Genomic DNA, 20,701 nt, shown 5'->3' on the forward strand with positions numbered 1-20,701 from the left:
TAATACAGCAAATGCACGCACATTCCAGCAGGGAATTATTTCAATGTTAAAATTTGAAGCTGTAACCTGCCCGGATCAGCTGGGTTTCGTAGTAATCCCGGCTGGTGTAATGAAATCCGTCACCGTAAACTGTTTTGCGAATAACGAGTGTTCCGAAAAGATCGGTTGCGTTCACAAACAGCTCGCCTTTACGAAGCTGGCGTTTTGCGCCCGCATCAACTGAGAAGCGGTAACCGGTCCGGCCCTGCGGGACAATGTCGGGTGCCTGATAGATAAACGCCACTTGCAACTCGGTCTTTTTTCCTTTTAATAACCCATTGATTTTCGCGCTCCCTGAGGTAAGCTCCTGTCGGGAAGCGCGGTATAAAGAGCGGACCGGATATAGGTTTTCCACCGTAAATGCATCAATGCTGTTGTGATAAAGGTTACCATTCACATTCAATGAAAACCATGAGGCCAGATCCTGCTGCCAAACCAGCTCACCACCGCTCGCATAGCTCTTCCCTGCGTTTTGGAAAATATTATAGATCAATGTGCTGCCCGGGACGGTAGTTCCAATGCGCGTAATGGTGCCGTTCGTCTGCTTGTGATAGGCTGCCGCGTAGATAGAACCGCTGGCCCAGCTGGTTTTGTAGCCTGCTTCCAAGGAACTGGTGAATTGTGGTTTCAGCGCAGGATTTCCAATCTTAATGATTTCCGCATCGTCATATTTGGGGAAAATACGGATATCCACTTCATTAGGCCGGTCAACCCGGCGGTTATAGAAAAGGGAAATTTTATCATGCTCATTAAGCTTATAAGCCAGGCGCACATTGGGGAAAGGCTTTGCGTAGGAATACCCATCACTCTTATAGGTGGGGTGCGTGGGGTTAACCGTGTAGCGCAGATTGATATACTCTACCCGCAGACCTGCTTCCAGCTCGAACTTGCGGTTTTCAAAAACATAGTTGCCATACAAGGCCGGAATCGTTTCCTTGTAGTTGGCCCAGCCACCAGCGAGGCTGTCAAGTGGTGAATTTAGGCCTGGGAAAAACTGCATATTGGTCGGGATAAAACGCCTGCGCAGTTTCAATCCACCTTCAAAGCGCCCATATCGCAAAGGCCGGATATAGTCTGCATTCAAATCGAACACATTCTCGTCCGAAAGCAGCTTGAATGCGTCCTGACCTGTGAAATCGGGCATCATGTTGGTGAAAAAATACTTTTCGTCTTCCCGGTGAAATGTATAGTTAAAGCCAACATTCAAAAGGCGGCCCGGCTGTTGATATTTATGCTGATAGGATGCTGTCGCAGTCATCGTAGTTTTCAATTCATCTTCCAGAAACTGCCAGAGACGCCGCCGCTGAGTAAGACCTGCATTGAAAAAAGGCTGGTCTCCCCGGTCCAGGATCTTCTCGCTGCTGAATAGGGCGGAAACCGACAATGCATTTTGCTCATTCCAATTCCAGTCAACACCCGCTTTGGATGTTATCACATTTGTGCTGCGGTTGCGCTTTAATTGCTGCCGTATTGTATCGCCCGAATCATAGTAACGGTCTGTAAATTCATTCTTATTGAGCGTGGGTGTGTGCAGGTAATCGCCTTGGAAGAAGATGTTTACTTTTCCTTTTTTGTAATTCAAGGCTACGGAGGGGTTTAGTTTCAGCGTATTGCGCGACTGAGGACGAATGCCGGGGAAATTCTCTTTTCGCACCCACAATGCGCCTAATCCGGTCGTCAAGCCGATCTTTCCGTTAAAGCCTTCTTGTTTGTTCTTTTTGTAAATGATGTTGATGATGCCCGCATTACCATTGGCATCATACCGGGCAGAAGGGTTATTGATGATCTCAATCCTTTCAATCGCTGATGCGGGGATGTTATCAAGACTGGTCTGGTTTCCAAAACCGGTCAGAGCCGTTTGCCTACCATCAATCAATACGGCGACCTTGTCGCTCCCGCGTAGCATCACCTTCCCGTCTTCACCAGCCGTCACACCAGGCAGATTTTTGAGTGCTTGCAGAATCGACCCACCACTTTGGCTGATGTTTTTGCTGATATCGAAAACTTTCCGATCAAGACGGGCATCCACGCCATCGGCCTGAGCCCCGGTGACAGTCACTTCCTGCAAAACCTGGGCGTTTTCACTCATTTCAAGCACGCCTAGGTCAAGAAAAGCGCTTAATGCGCCTACCGTGACTGGCATTTTAATTGTTTGGAAACCCAGGGAAGCAAATTCTACCAAGTAATTTCCGGGTGCAATATCGGATAGTGTAAAACGTCCATCGGAAGCTGTGATAGTGCCTGTCACAAACGCGCTGTCCTTTTCAGTTTTCAAAATCACGTTAACAAAAGGCAGCATTTCCTTCTTAGGAAGCGAAGAGACCTGTCCCGACAGTGTGACCTTGCTTACCTGCGCCTGGACGCTGTTGAGCACCGCCATCAATGCGAGCAGGATTAATGATTTTTTGAATGCCATTCAGATTCGTTTCGTTTGATCTGATGGTGAAAGTCCGGATTGATTTGGAAGAAATTTAGAATTTTAGAAACTGACAGTAAAATGATGATGGCCGCAGTCGAAATCATACGTGATCTGCCAGTTGTAGCGCTCACAGATCTCCCTGGCGATAGCGAGTCCAAGGCCACTACCTGCATGCTCGACAGACGCCTGTGCGAACCGCCTGAAAAGGTTTTGCTCATTAAGCGGTGATATGCCCGTGTTTTGAAATATTAGCTTGCGCTGGTCTGCGCGTACAGAAACGCTGCCACCTGCCGGGGTGTAGCGCAGCGCATTCACAAGCAAATTTGTCAGCAGGATTTCCAAAAGCATCGGATTGGCCTGCAATGTCATTTCGCTTACTTGCTGGGTATAGCGAATGCTGCTGCTTTCAAAGCGGTCGGCAAACTGCGCGCTCAGTTCACCAAGCAACCCAGCAACAGAAATGTTCTGCTGGTTGTCAAACTGGGCATGTTCGATTTTTGCCAGAAGCAAAAGATTTTTATTGATCCTTGTCACGCGGTTAATGGCCTGGTAGGCATCTTCGAGGATCTGCATTTGGGGTTGATCCAGCGAGCGGCTTTGCAGTAGCAGGTCAAGCTTGGATTTGACAACTGCTAATGGAGTTTGCAGCTCGTGCGAGGCGTTTTCTGTAAATTCTTTTTGCTGCTTGTAGGAGGCTAGACTTGCCTGCATGAGCCTGTCAAGGCCCTGGTTCAGGTCGGTAAATTCGGTTACCTGCGATGCAGGCAGTGCTGCCGGTTTGCCGCCTTCCAGCCTGAAAGCATGCAGACTGTTCAGTGTTTCATAGAAGGGTCGCCAGACACGCAGCGAAGTCTTGCGGTTTATGTAAACGAAGCCGGCCAATAGCACAATAAAGAAGAAAATGGTGACCGCTGCGATTGCCAGGATGGTTTCATCAATTTCTTCCATATTGGTTTCGATCAGGACCCGCAAGAGGGTTCCATTCACGCGGATATCGGTCGTCAAGCATCGAAACTGCTCTCGATCGTTCATGAAAGTATCAAACCGGATCAGTGTGTAACTGCTGTCGGGACTGGGCGCAGTAGTTTGGGTAAATGAAAATCCCGGCTGCACTTTATCTAACACATTGATCATACTCGCCACCGAGCTGTCGGGAAGATCCAGGCTGGTCAATCTTTTTTCAAGTTTTTCCCGGATGGCATAATGGTGTTTATCCAGTTCATTTTCCCAGATCCAGTTAATGGTTAGAAAATAAACAGGAATGCTTACGATCAGTACGGCCATCGCATAAATCACCAGCGGACGAAGGCTTTGGTCCAGCAATTTTTTCATCCTTCCCATTTGTAGCCTGTCGCGTAAATCGTTTTGAGATAATTACCATAACCAGCCTCGGTCAACTTCTTTTTAAGGTTTTTTACATGTGCGTAAACAAAGTCGTGATTATCGAACATGTCGGCAATGTCCCCTGACAAATGCTCAGCCAATGCAGTTTTGCCGATCACACGGTTTTTATTGCTGATAAAATACAATAGCAGGTCCAGCTCCTTGCGGGTTAATGAAACTACCGCTCCATTTACAGTTACAACTCTTGATGACAAATCTACTTTCAGCTCATTTTGCAGCACATTGTTCTGGTTGGCAAAGCTCCGGCGACGGATCACCGAGTAAATGCGCGCTGCAAGCTCAGGTAAATGGAAAGGCTTAGCCAGATAATCGTCAGCGCCTGCATGCAGGCCCCTGATTTTGTTTTCGTAGTCGTTCTTGGCTGAAATAATAATTACCCCGTCCTGCTGACCTTGTTCTTTAAGGATGGCAAGAATATCCAGCCCATCACCGCCAGGAAGCATTAAGTCCAGCAAGATACATTCATAGCGATATAGCTCAACTTTTTCCCTGGCCTGCGCCCAGCTGACAGCATATTCGCACAGGTAATCCTGCGCGGATAGGTAGGCTCCAATGTCGGCAGCAAGTTCGGGTTCATCTTCTATGATCAGAATTTTCATTCCGGAATTTACCGCTATGATTTGGAATTTTTTTAGAAGAGAATCTTGACTGCTGATGCTGACTAATAGTTGTTATCAAAAGTGATAGATTACATCTTTTAATCCATTGTAGATTGTCGGGGTAAAATAGTCTGCGACAAACCTATCTAGTCAGCACCCAACCTTTCTATTGGATTTGCCGGGGCAGCGTTATAAACCTTTGATCCGGTTGTCGAAAGGATACTTGTAAGCTTTAAGGTTTAGTGAACAGTACTGAATACAACTCACTGATCAGTAGAACCCAAAAGTATAACTTCCCCAATAGCTTTGCCAGTCTGCTTCCTTATTTTTGCTATTTGCGATCATGTGTACGGTGCTTATCATCCATTTACCGGTTTGATCAATGGGAAAAGAAACCAGTCCGGCTTTGTCGCTTCGGAGTTTTTCATGCGTTGTTTTGCCGTCGACCATATGCCAGGCAAGTACTAATGCGTTGTTCAAAGGCTTATTGTCAAAGAGGATCTTGAAAGTGATTGGAGCTTTTGATTTTTGTGCATAGGGGTTTTTTTTAGGTATGATTTCCAGTTTCATTCCTGTATTGACTGCGTAAGAACCGTCTAATTTATTACCTACCTGTACCAACGTTTTGACGCAGCGTTGATACAGTTCCCTTCCCGGCTGCAAGGTATCGTTCTTGTCCTGCCGAAGCTTTGCAACATTGTCCAGGCCCTCCGTCCGAAGATATTCATTGAACTTGCTGGCTTCTAGCTGAATAAACTTGTTGGTATTGTTAAAAGCGACTAGTTGGCTGCCTTCTTGCTGAAAAGATATGTCAATACTACTAAGGCTATCACCGTAAACTTTGGTGCGAATATCCTGTTTTTCACCATTTGAGTAATGGTCTAATTTTGAAATTTTGTATTTGTGCCCATTTGTATGTTGCCCCTGATAGTCTTCACCGACCATCAAGTCAATGCGTACTTTTTCATTCATTTTGAGCCAAAACTTTACGGGTTCAAGCCAGAATTCGTGGGCAAATGCTATTGAGCAAACTAGCAATGATGCAATCAGGGGAAGTGTCCTTATTATTTTCATATATATGACTTTGCCGCGCAATTTAAGCGATATCTTAGCACTATTGATTTGATCCAAGGCCCTTAGCTTGAATTGACATTGTAAATGATAAGTCCAAACGGCCTTATGTGCCTCATTATGAATTCGTTTGTAATTCGCAATTAATAAATCATTTAAAATTAGTAGCTCCGTTGCTTGACCGTGGACTATACTCCACGGTTTATCTTTGCTTAAAAAAGTCATGAAAACAATCCCGTTAAGTGGGCTTCTTTGGCTGATAACCTTGGCCTGCCTGGGACAAACAGTAAAGGAAATGGAGCATACAGCAAAGCTGAAAGAGAAAATTGCACTTGCCTGTAAATTGACAGATAAGGACCAGATCAAGCGTATGCAGCAGTTGCACCAAACGCTATTTAAGAAGATAGATAAAACTATCGAGGAACCAACCAGCTACGAATTGTTTTTCGATAATGCTGATAGTACCCTGAGCAAAGATTTGTTCGACTTCATCCAATTTGAGCGTTTATGTTGCCCCTGGCTGAATTTCCAATTGACGTACCAGCCAGGCGAAGGGCCTGTTTCCTTAAAGATGGGCAATTCAGTTGAGACAAAGGAAATGGTGTACCTGGTTATGGAACTCGACAAGTTGCCCAAACCCCATTGAGCATTTCAAAAGGAGTATTATTTCATACCTTTGCTCTCTGAAAATCAACACTATGAAAATATCAGCTCTGGTTTTGGCTTGCTATGTTTTGCTGCTATCGTTTTTACCTGCGATAGGGGCAAGTAGCGGCTATACTCCTGCCAAAAAGAGCTGCATGCAGTGCTGTAAAAAGAAATCCAAATCAATCCCAAATAAAGACACGGCTGACAAAGAGCTATCTAACCCATTTTTTGGGTGCTCTGCCTGTGCAGCTTTACTGGCTGCTGAATTCAACATTCAGGTTAACCAACAATTAACCGCTTTTACAGCATATTCTGCAAAAGTCCAGAAGCTTTACCATTCCCCTCATTTTGACTTTTGGCACCCACCACGGTTGGTATAATCTGCTATGAGCCCCTTCCGGCACTCACATAAATATTTTTACGTAATCCTAAATACTGTTTATGGCTTTACATCATAGATGGCTGTTTTTCCTTTTACTGATTTTAATAGCGGAAAGCAGCTACGGCCAGCCTATACGGATCATCAAGTATCCGGACTTACAGCAAATCCTGGAAAGCCCAAACGACTCAATTTTGATAGTCAACTTCTGGGCAACCTGGTGCGCTCCGTGCGTTTCAGAGATACCTCATTTCGAAAAGATCAGCTCTCAATTTGCTGCCAGCAAAGTGAAGGTCATTCTGGTAAGCCTGGATGCGGCTTCTTTGCTTAAAAAAAAGGTAGAACCATTTATTGCAAGGAAAAGGATTAAATCTGCACAAGTCGTTTTACTGGACGAAACAGACTACAATGCCTGGATCGATAAAGTATCACCTGAGTGGTCTGGGGCGCTGCCCTTTACCTTGATTATTAATAAAAAGAACAAATTAAGGAAAGGCTTTGAACGGCCTTTCACGGAAGCTGAGCTTACCGCCGAGCTAAAACCATTTATTCAATAAAAAGATAAAAGACATGAAAACAGCATTTTTTTTATGCGCGGTGACCGCGACATTCTTGGCAGTTAGCGCCTTTTCAGTTTTACAGCCTGGTTACCAGGTAGGGGATAAAGCCATGGACTTTTCTCTAAAAAATGTGGATGGAAAGACCATCTCACTGGGTTCTGATAAAACCGCGAAAGGGTATGTACTGGTTTTTACATGCAATACTTGCCCGGTCGCCCAGGCTTATGAGCAGCGGGTGATTGATTTGGATAAGCAGTTTGCCTCCAAAGGCTACCCGGTCATTGCCATCAATGCCAATGACGGGCAGCTTTCACCCGGTGACAGCTATGAAGCTATGAAAAAGCGTTCAGCTGATAAAAAGTACGGTTTCCCTTATTTGATTGATGAAACCCAGCAGGTAGCTAAAACATTTGGTGCTACACATACCCCTACCGTTTTCGTAGTCCAGCGTCAGGGAAGCGATTTTGTTATCAAGTATATTGGCGCAATCGATAACAATGCCCAGGATGGAGGGCAGGCAAGCCAGAAATATGTTCAAAATGCTGTCAATGAACTGCTAGCTGGTCAGCCAGTGGCTGTTCCAACCGCAAAAGCGATTGGCTGTGGAATTAAATGGAAGAAGGCATAAACCAGGGCGCCCCGATTTAGGGGCGCTCTTTGTTTTTGTATTTACTGCCGGGGTGCATAATAAATGATGCAAACGCCAACCAGGGCAATGGCAGCTCCAATCAGATCGTATTTGTCTGGCCTAAACCCATCGACCTGCCAAGCCCAGATCAGGGCCATCACAATGAAGATACCGCCATATGTGGCATAAACCCGGCCAAAGCCAGCTGGTTGAAACGTAGCGACCACACCGTATAAAGCCAGGATGATCCCACCCACGATGCCATACCAAACCGGCTTATCCTCTTTGAGCCACAACCAAACCAGGTATCCCCCTCCAATTTCACAAAGCCCGGCCAAAATGAAGACCAGTAAAGATTTTATGACGACCATTCTTAATGTTGTTGTTTAAATTGTAAAGCTAAACAGTGGAGTATAGTCCACGGTCAATAACCAAATCAAATATATTATGCTGATCGGAGAATTATCAAAACAAGCCGGGTTATCCAGGGATACCATCCGTTTTTACGAAAAACAGGGGCTTATCGCAGTGGGTCGTAAGGAACGTCGCTTTAATAATTATAAAGAGTACTCCCAGGGTACATTGCAAAGGCTTTTGCAGATCAAACGTATTAAAGGATTTGGTTTTACACTGAATGAAGCAGCTGAATTCCTGGATATGATCGAGAATAACCAGGCATCATGTGGAAATGTCTCTGAGAAGATCCTTGAAAAGGTCTCTTTGATAGATCAGAAAATCAATGATTTGGAAGCAATTAAGAAAATCATGATTAATGGTGTAGACAAATGCCTGCAAAAATGCACTCCTAATTTCTCTGATTATAATTGTCCTATGCTGGTAACCGATTTGATTGCAGATAGGTGAAACTTTCCCAATGATAACATCCCTGCATTATTGGCGGATCATAGATTATATCTATGCTGGTGAAGCTAAAAAGAAACGGTGGTGGCCGTTGCAGAACTAATCTGACAATTTAAGTCTTGGGAATTATTAGTGCTAACTTCTGGGAATTCTAAAAATTCGGCGTAAAAGCAATCGAGGGCGTAAACAATGCGCCGGTTAAGTGCGCCATGGTATCCATTGCTGCACTATTTGCCAATTTCCTTTTAAATGTTTTGAGGTACTTTTTGAGGTTGAAGCAGGTCGCTGCCATCAGCATCACCTTATGTGCCGCGGCTTTTCCCAAAACATTAATTTTACTTAATCCGTAATGATGGACCAGGCTTCCAAAGACCGGCTCTACCGTACTTTGCCGGACTTGTTTCATCCGTTTCCCGCGCCTGCTTAGTTGTCTTTCATAAGCTCTATGGTAATAATCTTCATAAGCTGTCGTGAAAATTCTTTTAAATAGGGACTTAGGCGTACAGGATTCTTTTAGAACACAGGGGATGCAATCTCTTTTTGAAGCTCGGTAATTTTTTATTGGCTTTCCGTCTGCGGATCGATCGAAGCCCTTAAAAGGGATTGTCTTACCCATGGCACAGGTAAAGACGTCTTCTTTTCTATCATAGGTAACCCATTCCCTTTCAGGTTTGTACTTACCAAAAACAGGGATCCAGGGTGTAATATTCCTCAGTTCCAAGAACTCATAATTAAAACCATTGGAGTATCCCGCATCTGCTAACAACTCTGTCATACAAAGCTCATTCGCTTTCAGTCGTTTTTGAATTTGCACAGTCATTGCTGGCAGATACTGACTGTCTCTTCCATCTGCAAAGTCGGCCTGTATATGGCTGATTACACCCTGAGCAGTATCTACGGCCATACTGCAGTGATAGTTAAGTTTTCTTGCTTTGCCAGGCTTTACTGAAATACGAGCATCCGGGTCATGCGGGTTATAATGCGTTGTATTACTAAATAACTGAGCTTTCTTATGAGAAGCGCCGCTGGCTCCGACCGGATTTTGACGCAGTTTATCGTGGACATGTTTCACACGATTCAAATGATGCTGTGGAGCAGTGATCAACCCCACTGTCGAAGGTACGGCAGTGATTACTGGCTCTTGGTTTTCCGTATCTACTGCTTCAAAGTGCCTTTCAATAGATTGAAAAGGTCTTTTTAGTTCAAGACTCTCCATTGAAGCGTTTGCTTTAACCGGAGCAGAATCCATGGCCTGGGTATGTCCACTGACCATACCTTTATTAACACACAAGGTAAAGACCTTATTAAATAAACTTTCAAAAGCAGCACCAGGATACAGCTGGCGAGTGCGACTGATTGTCGAATGCCAGGGCAGCTGCTCATCTATGTCATATCCCAAAAAGTAAAGAATATCCATACGCATTGAGCAGTGCTCCATCAAGCGACGATCAGATGTGATGTTTTCCAGATATCCAGTCAGCATTAATTTGAAGAACACAACCGGATCGATTGAAGGATTACCGGTTTTGCCGTACAGCTCGCGCGTGTCGTTGTATAGAAACTGTAAATCGAGCGTCTCTTTGAGCTTCCTGTAAAAATTGTCCTTTGGAATCCGCTCGGATAACTGGAAGTTCATGAACAGTTTTTCGAAGTAATTTTTTCTTCCTTGCATTCCTGAAGATACAAAAATCCAAGCAGTTATGGAAGTGACTTCACCTACTTTTCACTGAGTTCTGCAACGGCCACGGTGGTTAAATTGTAGAATGGTTTAGACCGAAGATTGTGTGATTTGACCAGCAGAAGCCCAATTATTTTACAGATTAGTACTCGGGATACACCTTAGTTTGTACTCTTAGACAAGTGACCCGTCCTGAAAGGTGTTGACCGTTTGTCCGATCCTGGAAATAGGTTGTCAATTATAGAATGAAAAATAATTGACCAAAGTTAATCCTAGTAGATGTTGACACAACGCTCATCAGTTTGAACTCCTTGTCAAATATTCTTCTTTCTCCAGGCATAAGTGTTAAGTTACAAAAGTTCCCTTAACTCAGTGTCCACTTAAAGGTATCAAGTCCACAACGAGTTTACTGAAACATCATGAAATCTGGCTAAATGAGGTCAAGTGTCACACAATCGACGTAGTGAAACCTTCTACTTCCAGTCCAAGATCTTGTGGCAACTATTAAATCCCAGTGATCTTTTATGCTAGGATATATTATCAGCTTCGAGTCAGAATGAAAGGCAAAACCCCGATTTTAAAAAAAAGCGATCAGCGCGGATGCTTGTTATTGATGAGTCTACCGGTTCCGGTCAGATTAGTAAAAGTCTTATCTCAACTATACAATCCACATTTAGGACACCTGTAAGCCTGGACAATAATTGCTGGTTAATTCATTTATGTAGCAGTTTGGATTTTACCCTAATCATAACCTTTGATTTGTCTGAGCATTTCAAATGATTTGATCATAGGATCCCAATCCCTTCCGTTAAAAATCATGCGAAACCACTTTTTGCCGCGGTTCTCGTATTTAATGTTAACGAAAAGCCATAGTGCTATTGTCAGGAAAACAAGCGATACAATGATCTGGGCTGTTAACCAGGCCGGATTGCTGAACATCCTTTGCTGGATGGTAAAAGTTGTCCATACTGGGGCATGCAAAAACATGAGCTTATAAATCCATAACGTTGAACTCTTTAAGGAAGCCAGCCTATATTGTGTTTTTAGGAGTGCTTCATTCAGGTCTGTCTGGTATATCAAAACAACCTGATATACATATATCGCAATGACAACAGTAACCAATATTGCATGGGTAGCGATTGAGAACCAGAAGAATGGACTTGCATAAGCGAAAGTACGATAAAGCACGATTACTAAGAATGTGACCCAAATAGAGGTGGTAATAATTACAAAGATTTTCATCGGGACCATCGAGCTGATCAACGATTTGACTTTGATAAGTGTGATAGCACTGGCATTCTGCCGGTTCAGTACCAAATTCTCTTCCAATTTTTGATTATAGGACTGCCATAGTGCAATTAATTCAGATTCCTGCATATTACTGATATTTTGATGAGGCAAATTTTTGTTTAAGCTGCTGTTTTATCCTGGCTATCCTAGTTGAAACATTAGATGGAGTGATGCCTAAAATATCAGCTATCTCCTGCTGGCTATGGGCTTCCAGATATAACAAAATTACTGCGCGGTCAAACTCTTTGAGCTCCCGAATGAAGTTATGCAGCATGGATAGATCAGATTCAAGGTCCAATTGTTCATCCTCAGTGATTAAGCCAATGATATCATCTGTTAGTGGGTTATGACGTCTACCGTAGCGTGATTCCTTTCGGTAAAAAGAAATTGAAACGTTTAGGGCTATACGGTATACCCAAGTCGTGAGTTTAAATTGATTGTTATAATTCGGAAATGCTTGCCATAGCTGCACAGCAATTTCCTGAACAAGGTCTTTTCTGTTTTCACTATTTTTGCAGTATGCATTCGCCACTTTATAGATGATACCTTTATTAAGCTCGATTACAGTGAGGAAATTGGCGGTATCGCGGTGAAATGGCATTTGAAATGCTTTTTATGGCTAAGGAAATTACTGCATGTTTAAACAATTATTCGCAGCACCGCTGAATAAATCACAGATTTGGAGTAATTTATTTTGCGATGTTAAAACGGCAAATCTAAAACCTTTACCTGAAACACCTTTTGTACAATATGAGGCATGTTAAACCATGCATCCCAACTGAACATACTTCTGCGCAAAGAATTGGCCTTGCCCCGGTTTAGATGTTTTAGGTTTAGAACAGATAACCAGACCACGTTAGAAAGCAAAAAATGATGATAGGTACCTTGCTTGTTAGAAAATATTATATCTTAGGTTGAAACAAAAGATAAGGTATGATGAATGATTATATAGGACCAACTGGACCAATAGTGCTTGGCATTGCTGCGAACATCATTTTTATAGCGGCAGGAGCATACATGCTGTACCTGTTAGTGACATTTCTAAGGCTAGGAATAAAAGCGTTTCGAAAATATCTGCAATCGTAATGTGATTAATCCCGCCTGCGCCATTTTGATAGTAATCAGTTACCTAAATGCGGTGTAGCATCAGCATTAATGCAAATCCAAGTTTAACTTGTAGTATGGGCACCAACCAATTGTGCAACCGCTGTTGCACAATTGGAAGTAGTAAATTTTGACATTTCCAAAACCCTTATGAGTCAATTCCTCAATGACAACAATTATCAACGACAAACAGATTTCAATAGGCATAAGACTTGGCTCAATGTTGCTAGACCACTTCTTTATTACCATGATAGCAATGGTATTCTCTATTTATCAATTAAGCATCAAGGCAGGATGCAAGAATCTAGGCTTGTTAACGCTGATCCAATTACTAGAACCGCTGCATTACTTGCAAATGCTAAGGAGTTAACTAGGTTTACCTTGAACTACCTTGAAGAGTAGCAACATATGGAAAAGCGGCACATGTACGCAACAGAGGCGCTTACCGAGAAATTAGCTAAATTGTAACATAATTAAACCCGGTATTGACCGAACCCTAAGGGTACAGCGCAAGCCGCAGGGACAGTTAGGAGGTTGAAACGCTCTTTCACTTGCGAGGAGCAGTTCAGGGTATGAGAAAGCCTAAGAGTATTTACACTAGGGATTGACTTCTTCCTTAAAAAGCTCACGTTTAGGGCATTCGCCCGTCGTTACCTTCTTGTGCCAAGTAGTATATAGCTGCCTTCGCAAACGATTTTAACGTCACATACGAGCAGGAGAGCTTCGCTTTTGAGGAGGGTCATCTTTCTAAGTTAGTATGTTTACCGGATCAGCAACAGCATTCAGACTACAATTGAACGCCTGGATTGATGGGCGACATGGTGCGCTCCGAGACACTTTCAAACCAAATAATATTTTGTTATATAACAGGTGTTATGTCAACTCAAACACATTCAGCTCGGACATAACCGTTGAACTAGATGGGAGAAACATAGCAGAGGGGTAAGTTCCCAACATTAGTTTAGCAGCAGATCTGGATCTTTGATGTAGTATTTCCGACAACGTATTTCAGCAGCATGCGAGGGCACTTATGGCAAAAGGGTTAACTATTTCCAATTCTGCAACGGCCGTTGCAGAATTGGAAATAAACATTATGCTGACTATTTAGATAGCCTGTTATAGCGAATTGAAATGGAATAGTATGGGCTTCTCAAACGTGAGTACATTAACAAAGGCATGAAATGTATACCATCCATTTCATGCCAGCCTTTTATTTATCAAATCTATATTTGCCTGACTAATACCGTATTCTTTTGCCAAGGTTTTCCACTGCCCCAGGGCGGCCTTTGTTTGTGCAATAATTCCATCTACAAGAGCTTTAGATAAACCCGCTTCAATACCTAGCTTTATAAGCTGCTTGTCGCTGGGATTTCTTCCCTCTCCCATTACCATTGTGCTTTGTTCTCCCCCTGGGCCATTAGAAAACGTCAAATCATAAGCTGGCGATAACTTCCATTCCCCTTTATTATCCATCAGAAAACTGAAGTTCTTGGCATGGTCATCACGGTTATGGGCCAGGACATTGAATACAGCTAGTCTATACATTTTCTCAACCTCACGGATGTCTTTCGTAAGCTGACCAGTAAGCGTCAGTAAATCTTCATAATCTAATGATGGTGCCCGAAAATCACTATGCAATAACCCGCTTACCGTATGCATGTGGTATCGTTTTGTACCATTCCGGTCAAAGCGTTTTGCCGCAAAATATCCGCATCCTTTGCTAGCTGCAAATAAATGAGCTTCTGACATTACAACGCCTGCCTCTTTTGCCATCAGGGCATAAATGTATTCAATAGCGCCGGAATCAAGTCCGTCCTGAGAATTCGGGAACTTGATCAGCCAGGGCTCAAATCCATCGGCGAGTTGCTTTGCACCATGGGTTATATTCTGACGGGTCTCATCAACCCCTATGAGTGCTTTGGGTCTTGCCCCGGCAGATGATCCATTTAAAGAAAGTAGCTCCTGAATGATCTCTTCTGAAGTTCCTGTAAGAACTTCACCGGCTTGCTGAGCAAGTTGATCCAGATTAATAAAGCTATCCTCTATATCAGACGGACTATAATCCGGTTCATAGACTAAGGCCCCCATTCCGTGAAATCCCACATGTGCCAAACGATCCAGTGGAGTAATATCGGACGACAATATGTTTTGAGAACGCAAAAGGCGGTCAAATAATAAACGCCCCCAACCATCGGGTAGGCTATCGCTAAAAACACCCGCCAATCCTTCGAAAGGTCTTGTTTCAAAAGCGGTAACGCCTGTTTTGAGAGGCAATCGTAAAGGAGAAATCTCCAACCTTCTTTGAATGAATGAGGCCTCATATTCAAAATAAACGGTGTGGTCGCGAATAGCCAAACGCCCAACCGGAAGAATTTCGCTGCCGAAATCCAATCTTACTTTGAGTTCTGTGATCAGTCGTTTCATTTGCGACGACCTCGTTTACGGATTGAAGTCTCTTCTTTCAACACTTCATCGATTGAAGAGAAAGTTGGTTTTACAGGCTTAACAGCCTCAATCACTTCCTCGATGCCTCCTACTACCAAAAGGAGCCTAAGGAATGATTCTAAAGAGATGACCCCTTTCTGCTCAAATTTTCTTAAAGTTGGTAGTGCAACGCCTGAACGCTCCGCCAGACCTTCCTGAGTAAGGCCTGCGCTCAGGCGCCTGGATCTCACATTTTCTGCAAGCTTACGAAGCGCCTTTGATGGCGATATAAGTGATATCATTGTAGTACTTATAGGTTTTATCACCTAATAATTAATACCATTGTATCACAAATATAGCTAATTAAAATCGAAAAATGCCTTACTTAGATGGTTTAAAGCGCAACACTTTACACCCTACATTCCAACTTCAACTGCCGAGAATTCCTCGGTAGTTGCACCGCCAGATTTATGTAAAATTGACCAGTGGAGCATAACACACAAAATCGTTACTTTTGAGGTGAGTACAGATGTTTTATGAAGGCATCATCCATATTCAAGAGTACTTGTTCAATATGTGCAAGTCCAAAAATGACAGGCAACAAATTGGAAACTTTTTACTCATAAATTGCCAGTTTGTACCCTTTTTGTACCTAGATGTATCCAAACCATTGATTATGAATGAATAATACATATTGTATCGGGGAAAATAGAGAACAAAAGACCACCAAAAAATTACCTTAAAAAAAAGCGTCTGACACCTTTCCATGATCAGACGCTTTTTAATCTTATACTTCTTTAATAACCCTCATTCTGCACAATTGCGGGCGAGCTTGTAATCACTGCGATGGCCGGGATTGGGTACAGGAGCTGGTAAGACTTGATTGGCGTTGAAATTCCTACTGTGCTTTTGCCTCCGCCGGAAACTTTTGCATTCATAACCGTTAATGCGCGGTCTGTGCGCAGGAGATCGAACCAGCGGTGCCCTTCGAATGGTGATTCCAGTCGCTCCTCGTTGTAAACGGCTGTTTTGAATGTTTCATAAGTCAGGCCGCTCAGATTGGGGAGTTTTGCACGCGTTCTTACTTGGTTAATTGCCGCATAGGCGTCGGCGTTAGGGCCTTTGTTTGCTTCATTTAACGCCTCTGCATATTGCAACAAGATGTCGGCGTAGCGAATCACATACCAATCTGCTCCCGAATCCGCGTAACCGCCGCCTGTTTCGCGCTCCACATAACCGCGGATGTATTTGGCCGCGACAAAAGCAGTTCCGTTCTGATAGCCGTCGGCAATGTTGTTACGGCGTACATCGCCTTTTGAATAGGCCGCAGCAATGTCATCCGTGGGCTGGTTAAAACCGTAAGCCCCGCCGGATGTAATGGTGATGCCTTCTGAACCGGTTGGGGCAAAGTGATTGGGAAGGTTTGAACCTAGACCATTGGCTGCGCCTTTGTATTGCGCCTGCCAGATCGCTTCGGGATTTCCTTGCTGACCGGCTTTGTAAAGATCCGCATAAACAGGCAAAAGGCTGTAAGTGCCCGACGTAACTACTTTTTTGAGTTCAGCAGCTGCTTCGGCGTATTTTTTCTGGGTCAAATAAACTTGTCCAAGCAAACTTTGCGCAACTCCTTTTGTTGCTCTTCCCACGGCAGATTCATCGTAAGAAACAGGCAGCAATCCTTCGGCTTTCACCAGATCCGCTTCGATCTGCGCATACACCTCCTGAACCGAGGAACGGCCCACTTCATAACTGGCGTCAATATCCGTTACGGGCTCAGTCACCAAGGGAACGCCTCCGTACAAGCGGACAAGGTTAAAATAGCCCAATGCGCGCAGCGTAAGCGCTTCTCCGATGTATTGTGATTTCAGGTTTTCTGAAACAGTTGAACCGTCGATTTTGGTAAGAATACTGTTGCATCTCGCGATGAGGTTGTAGCTCGTTTGCCAGAATGCAGTTAAATGCTCATTATCGGTCGTTTCACGGAATTCATCAATGTTTCTTTTTGCATCATTGCCATCCCCGCCGGCAGTGAGCTCAGTGGTGTTATCAGAGCGAAGGTCTACCAGCAAGGAATAATATCCATTGCCTGAATAAACCTGTGAGAAAGCAGAATATGCACCCACCAGTGCCTGATTAAAGTCGGATTCGGTTTTGAAGAAATCCGTTTCGCCGACTTGGGAAATGGGTTTGGATTCCAGGAAATCTTCACAGGACGTTCCCGTAAATGCCAGGATAACCAGGGCGACAGCTATTTTTATATTTTTTGAGATCATAATAAATCAATGTTAAAAGTTTGATCTGGGTTAATTAGGATCAGAAACCAAGGTTAAGGCCAAATACAATCGTTCTGGCCATCGGGTAAGTGCCATAGTCGATGCCCGGCGTAAGCGCAGAAGAAATCCATGGATCGCCTTCGGTTGTATTCACCTCTGGGTTGTAGCCTGAATATTTGGTAAAGGTGTGCAGGTTCTGAATGTTCATGTAAACCCGCGCATTTTTCAGGATTGACCCGTTAAGTACTTTGCCAAGACGGTAACCGATCGTCACGTTTCTGATGCGCAGGAATGAGGCGTCATCTACCAGATAGGATGAAATCGTACGGTTATTGGCCGAGCTGCCCGCGCCAAATGTTCTGCCATCACCCGGCTCTTCCGGCGACCGCCAGTAATTAACGGAAATTGTTCCGTTGTTGCGGTAAGCGCTGCGTTTTGTCAGGTTCATCACTTCCACATCCTGAACACCTTGGAGCGAAAATCCAAAGTCCAGGTTTCCGTATGTGAAGCTGTTCGTCATCCCGTAAGTGAACTTTGGCAGGTTGTTTCCGATAATGGTTTTGTCAGAATCGTTGATCACGCCGTCGTTGTTCAGGTCCCTGAATTTCGCATCGCCTGCGTAGGTGTTGGGTAAATGCGCTGACGCGTTCACTTCGTCGACTGTGTTATAAACACCGTCAAAAATGTAGCCATAATAGCTTCCCAACGGACTGCCGATCTGTGTAATGTGCGTCAAAGAGTTCTCCTGAGCGCGGTTGGCAACAATGATCGGCGTGCCGCCTGCACCAAGCGATTCTACTTTGTTTCTGTTAAAAGAAATGTTGGCATTGGTATTCCACGTAAACCTATCCGTCTTAAAATTTCTGGTTTCCAATGCAAGTTCAAGTCCTTTATTGCGAAGACTTCCCAAATTGCGCAATGCTGTTTCATAACCCGTTGAAAGTGGCACAGGAACATTCAGTAGCAGGTCAGAAGTCAGCTTGTTGTAGTAATCCACATTCAGGAAAATCCGGTTTTGGAAAAGTCCCAGATCAAGCCCTAAGTCAAACTCCTTGGCTTTTTCCCATCCCAAATTTGCATTGCCTAATGAGCCCTGCGCCAAACCGCTGGCGATAGAACCATCGCCCGAGCCAAGAATGTAATTGCTGCCATAAATCAACCCAACCGATGCATAGTCAGGAATCTGGTTGTTGCCAATCAAACCATAACTTGCGCGCAGCTTCAATTCACTCAGGGCATTTACATCAGCCAAGAATTTCTCCTGACCTATGCGCCAGCCGACCGAAGCCGAAGGGAAGTTCCCCCATTTGTTGTCCGAACCAAAGCGGGAGGAGCCATCGCGGCGGAATGTTGCGGTTAGGAAATATTTTTCATCCAGATTGTAAGTCGCACGGCTTAATAATGAAAGCAATGTCCATTGCGAACGGATTGAGCTGCCGCCCGTTACGATCCCTGCATTCAATGTCGGCACAAGGTCGTTGGGGAATGAATTTGCATTGACCGCCGTCGAGTTGAAGCTCGATTTTTGTTCTGTCAAACCCACGAGTACATTTAAATGGTGACGCTCGGCGAAACTATTGTCGTAAGTCAACGTGTTCTCATTGATCCAGCTGATGTTGGTTGCCGCATAGGAACGGCCAAAAGATGGATTAACACTGATAAAGGAAGGCGAAAACTTGTTGTTGCTGAATGTGTTGACGTCCGCGTTGATGCTTGTTTTGAATTGAAGGTTTTTCAAAATATCAACCGTCGTAAACAAGCTGCCGACTGTGCTGAACTGGTTCATCGTGTTCTTAATGCCCTCACCAAATGTCAGCGCGTTGTTGTAAATGATGTTTTGCGTGGTACCATCATCATAATGCAGCAAGTAAGAGGTCGCATAGGTGCCGTCTGCATTCCGGGCTGGATATAAGCCGGGAACCGACATCACCGTTGTGGCTACCGCACCGTAATCCTGAATCCCGCCCGTAGTTGCTATGCGGTTATTGGTATAAGATGGCGCCACACGGAAACCGACTTTTACCTTATCTGAAACCTTCGCATCCACATTCAAACGAAATGCATATTTCTTGAAGCCGGAGTTGATTACGATCCCTTCCTGATTTTGGTAATTACCGGACAGATAGTAACGCGCATTTTCCGTTCCGCCCGAAGCTGACAGCTGATAGTTTTGCATCGGCGCGCGGCGATAAAGCAGGTCCTGCCAGTCGGTGAATGGGAGGGAAGCCGCGTTTTTGAATTCTTCTGGTATTTTATATTGCGGTCCGCTTCTTGCTGAATTGGGGTCGGTCGCTTTTCCGCCGGCACGCACCCAGTCGGTATTTCGCTGGTCGATTGAACGCTGCGCATATTGCTGGTTGCTCATGATTCCTACTTTTTTCGCAACTTCCTGGAAACCATAGCTGGCGTTCAGGCTGATCTGCGACTTACCGGCCGCTCCCGTCTTCGTTGTAATCAAAACCACACCATTCGATCCGCGGGAACCGTAAATGGATGTAGCAGATGCATCTTTCAAAACGTCAATTGACTGGATATCGCCAGGGTTAATGCTCGCCAGCGGGTTAACAGGCGATTGATCTCCAATATCTCCACCTTGGGCAGATGCATTGCTTACCGAGTTGTCCAATGGCACACCATCAACCACATATAAAGGCTGATTTCCTGCTGTTATAGAACCCGTTCCGCGTATTTTCAAAGAAATGCCGCCTCCCGGAGCAGCGGAAGTCTGCTGCACTTGCACTCCGGCCATTTGTCCGGCAAGTGCTTCACCAAAGGAAACCACAGCGCGATCCTGCAACTGCTTGGAACTTACAGACGCAATCGAACCAGTCAGTTCGCGCTTTTGCTGGCTTCCGTAACCTACAACCACGACTTCATTCAGAGCTCTGTCGCCGGCTTCGAGTTGCGGTGAAATGATTGAGCGGTTTCCAACGAGCTCTTCCATGTCACTGTAACCTATATACGTAAAAAGCAGTGTGCCGTTTCCCGGCACCTGAATTTTATAGGCACCGTTCGCATCGGAAACAACCCCGTCGTTGCCGCCCTTCACCCGGATGGATACGCCGACCAGCGGCTGACCAGTCGCTTTTTCAGTGACTTGGCCGCTCACATTGACCAGGTTGGCCCGGCCTGATGTTTGAGCCTGTGCGTTGGCGCAACAGAATACCAGAAATAATACTTTGAAAAGTATTCCTGGTGGCAATCCGCACATGTTGCGGAAGCAATTGTAACCGTTGGTAAAGATTTGTTTTCCCATGGGTTATGGAAGATAAGGTGTCTAGAAATGATTGAATCGAAAGGTATCGAAACAAATATAATGTTTTT

The 20,701-nt window shown here is 44.4% G+C and carries 17 protein-coding genes; 5 read left to right on the forward strand and 12 right to left on the reverse strand.

Translation table 11 applies throughout. The annotated features are described in order from the left end of the window. Nucleotides 1-46: 46 nt before the first annotated feature. From B5X68_RS07745 to B5X68_RS07760, 4 genes are all read right to left on the reverse strand, one after another. Nucleotides 47-2,455, reverse strand: a complete 2,409-nt coding sequence (locus tag B5X68_RS07745; RefSeq protein ID WP_082214141.1) for a TonB-dependent receptor — start codon at nt 2,453-2,455, stop codon at nt 47-49. Nucleotides 2,456-2,518: 63 nt separating this feature from the next. Then, the gene (locus B5X68_RS07750; RefSeq protein WP_170916599.1) at nt 2,519-3,790 is read right to left on the reverse strand and encodes a sensor histidine kinase; all 1,272 of its coding nucleotides are present in this window, start codon (nt 3,788-3,790) and stop codon (nt 2,519-2,521) included. Continuing rightward, complete coding sequence (locus tag B5X68_RS07755; RefSeq protein WP_082214143.1) at nt 3,787-4,461, reverse strand: response regulator transcription factor; 675 nt, start codon at nt 4,459-4,461, stop codon at nt 3,787-3,789. Before B5X68_RS07755 ends, B5X68_RS07750 begins: the two co-directional genes overlap by 4 nt. A 270-nt stretch (nt 4,462-4,731) precedes the next feature. Then, nucleotides 4,732-5,757, reverse strand: coding sequence for a DUF4198 domain-containing protein (locus B5X68_RS07760; protein ID WP_082214144.1), 1,026 nt, complete (start codon nt 5,755-5,757; stop codon nt 4,732-4,734). On the opposite strand from B5X68_RS07760, the gene B5X68_RS07765 reads away from it, so the two are divergent. The 4 genes from B5X68_RS07765 (at nt 5,756) to B5X68_RS07780 (ending at nt 7,747) form a co-directional block, all read left to right on the forward strand. After that, entirely contained in the window at nt 5,756-6,178 is a 423-nt protein-coding gene (locus B5X68_RS07765) for a tetraspanin family protein (RefSeq protein WP_082214145.1), read from the forward strand. The two genes, B5X68_RS07760 and B5X68_RS07765, sit on opposite strands and share 2 nt — an antisense overlap. Nucleotides 6,179-6,230: 52 nt before the next feature. Next, complete coding sequence (locus B5X68_RS07770) at nt 6,231-6,560, forward strand: hypothetical protein (RefSeq protein WP_082214146.1); 330 nt, start codon at nt 6,231-6,233, stop codon at nt 6,558-6,560. A gap of 61 nt (nt 6,561-6,621) precedes the next feature. Next, nucleotides 6,622-7,116 carry a TlpA family protein disulfide reductase gene (locus tag B5X68_RS07775; RefSeq protein ID WP_082214147.1) on the forward strand — a complete coding sequence of 165 codons (495 nt, stop codon included), beginning with the start codon at nt 6,622-6,624 and terminating at the stop codon, nt 7,114-7,116. Nucleotides 7,117-7,129: 13 nt separating this feature from the next. Continuing rightward, nucleotides 7,130-7,747 carry a thioredoxin family protein gene (locus B5X68_RS07780; protein WP_082214148.1) on the forward strand — a complete coding sequence of 206 codons (618 nt, stop codon included), beginning with the start codon at nt 7,130-7,132 and terminating at the stop codon, nt 7,745-7,747. 41 nt (nt 7,748-7,788) lie between these two features. On the opposite strand, the gene B5X68_RS07785 is transcribed toward B5X68_RS07780, so the two are convergent. Beyond that, nucleotides 7,789-8,118, reverse strand: a complete 330-nt coding sequence (locus B5X68_RS07785) for a YnfA family protein (protein ID WP_082214149.1) — start codon at nt 8,116-8,118, stop codon at nt 7,789-7,791. Nucleotides 8,119-8,194: 76 nt separating this feature from the next. On the opposite strand from B5X68_RS07785, the gene B5X68_RS07790 reads away from it, so the two are divergent. Further along, nucleotides 8,195-8,611 (forward strand): MerR family transcriptional regulator, encoded by a 417-nt coding sequence (locus B5X68_RS07790; protein ID WP_082214150.1) that lies wholly within the window; start codon nt 8,195-8,197, stop codon nt 8,609-8,611. 148 nt (nt 8,612-8,759) lie between these two features. On the opposite strand, the gene B5X68_RS07795 is transcribed toward B5X68_RS07790, so the two are convergent. From B5X68_RS07795 to B5X68_RS07830, 7 genes are all read right to left on the reverse strand, one after another. Next, nucleotides 8,760-10,280 carry an IS1182 family transposase gene (locus B5X68_RS07795; protein WP_082214151.1) on the reverse strand — a complete coding sequence of 507 codons (1,521 nt, stop codon included), beginning with the start codon at nt 10,278-10,280 and terminating at the stop codon, nt 8,760-8,762. Nucleotides 10,281-11,027: 747 nt separating this feature from the next. Further along, nucleotides 11,028-11,663 carry a hypothetical protein gene (locus tag B5X68_RS07800; protein WP_082214152.1) on the reverse strand — a complete coding sequence of 212 codons (636 nt, stop codon included), beginning with the start codon at nt 11,661-11,663 and terminating at the stop codon, nt 11,028-11,030. Nucleotide 11,664: 1 nt separating this feature from the next. Further along, nucleotides 11,665-12,177 carry an RNA polymerase sigma factor gene (locus B5X68_RS07805; RefSeq protein WP_082214153.1) on the reverse strand — a complete coding sequence of 171 codons (513 nt, stop codon included), beginning with the start codon at nt 12,175-12,177 and terminating at the stop codon, nt 11,665-11,667. A gap of 1,700 nt (nt 12,178-13,877) precedes the next feature. After that, nucleotides 13,878-15,104, reverse strand: a complete 1,227-nt coding sequence (locus B5X68_RS07815) for a type II toxin-antitoxin system HipA family toxin (protein WP_082214155.1) — start codon at nt 15,102-15,104, stop codon at nt 13,878-13,880. Continuing rightward, nucleotides 15,101-15,406 carry a helix-turn-helix domain-containing protein gene (locus tag B5X68_RS07820; RefSeq protein ID WP_170916600.1) on the reverse strand — a complete coding sequence of 102 codons (306 nt, stop codon included), beginning with the start codon at nt 15,404-15,406 and terminating at the stop codon, nt 15,101-15,103. The genes B5X68_RS07815 and B5X68_RS07820 overlap by 4 nt, the downstream gene beginning before the upstream one ends. A gap of 495 nt (nt 15,407-15,901) precedes the next feature. Continuing rightward, entirely contained in the window at nt 15,902-17,377 is a 1,476-nt protein-coding gene (locus B5X68_RS07825) for a RagB/SusD family nutrient uptake outer membrane protein (RefSeq protein ID WP_082214156.1), read from the reverse strand. 40 nt (nt 17,378-17,417) lie between these two features. Then, nucleotides 17,418-20,633, reverse strand: a complete 3,216-nt coding sequence (locus tag B5X68_RS07830; protein ID WP_082214157.1) for a SusC/RagA family TonB-linked outer membrane protein — start codon at nt 20,631-20,633, stop codon at nt 17,418-17,420. Nucleotides 20,634-20,701: the final 68 nt, after the last annotated feature.

The organism is Dyadobacter psychrophilus, assembly GCF_900167945.1.
In the GTDB taxonomy this organism is placed as follows: domain Bacteria; phylum Bacteroidota; class Bacteroidia; order Cytophagales; family Spirosomataceae; genus Dyadobacter; species Dyadobacter psychrophilus.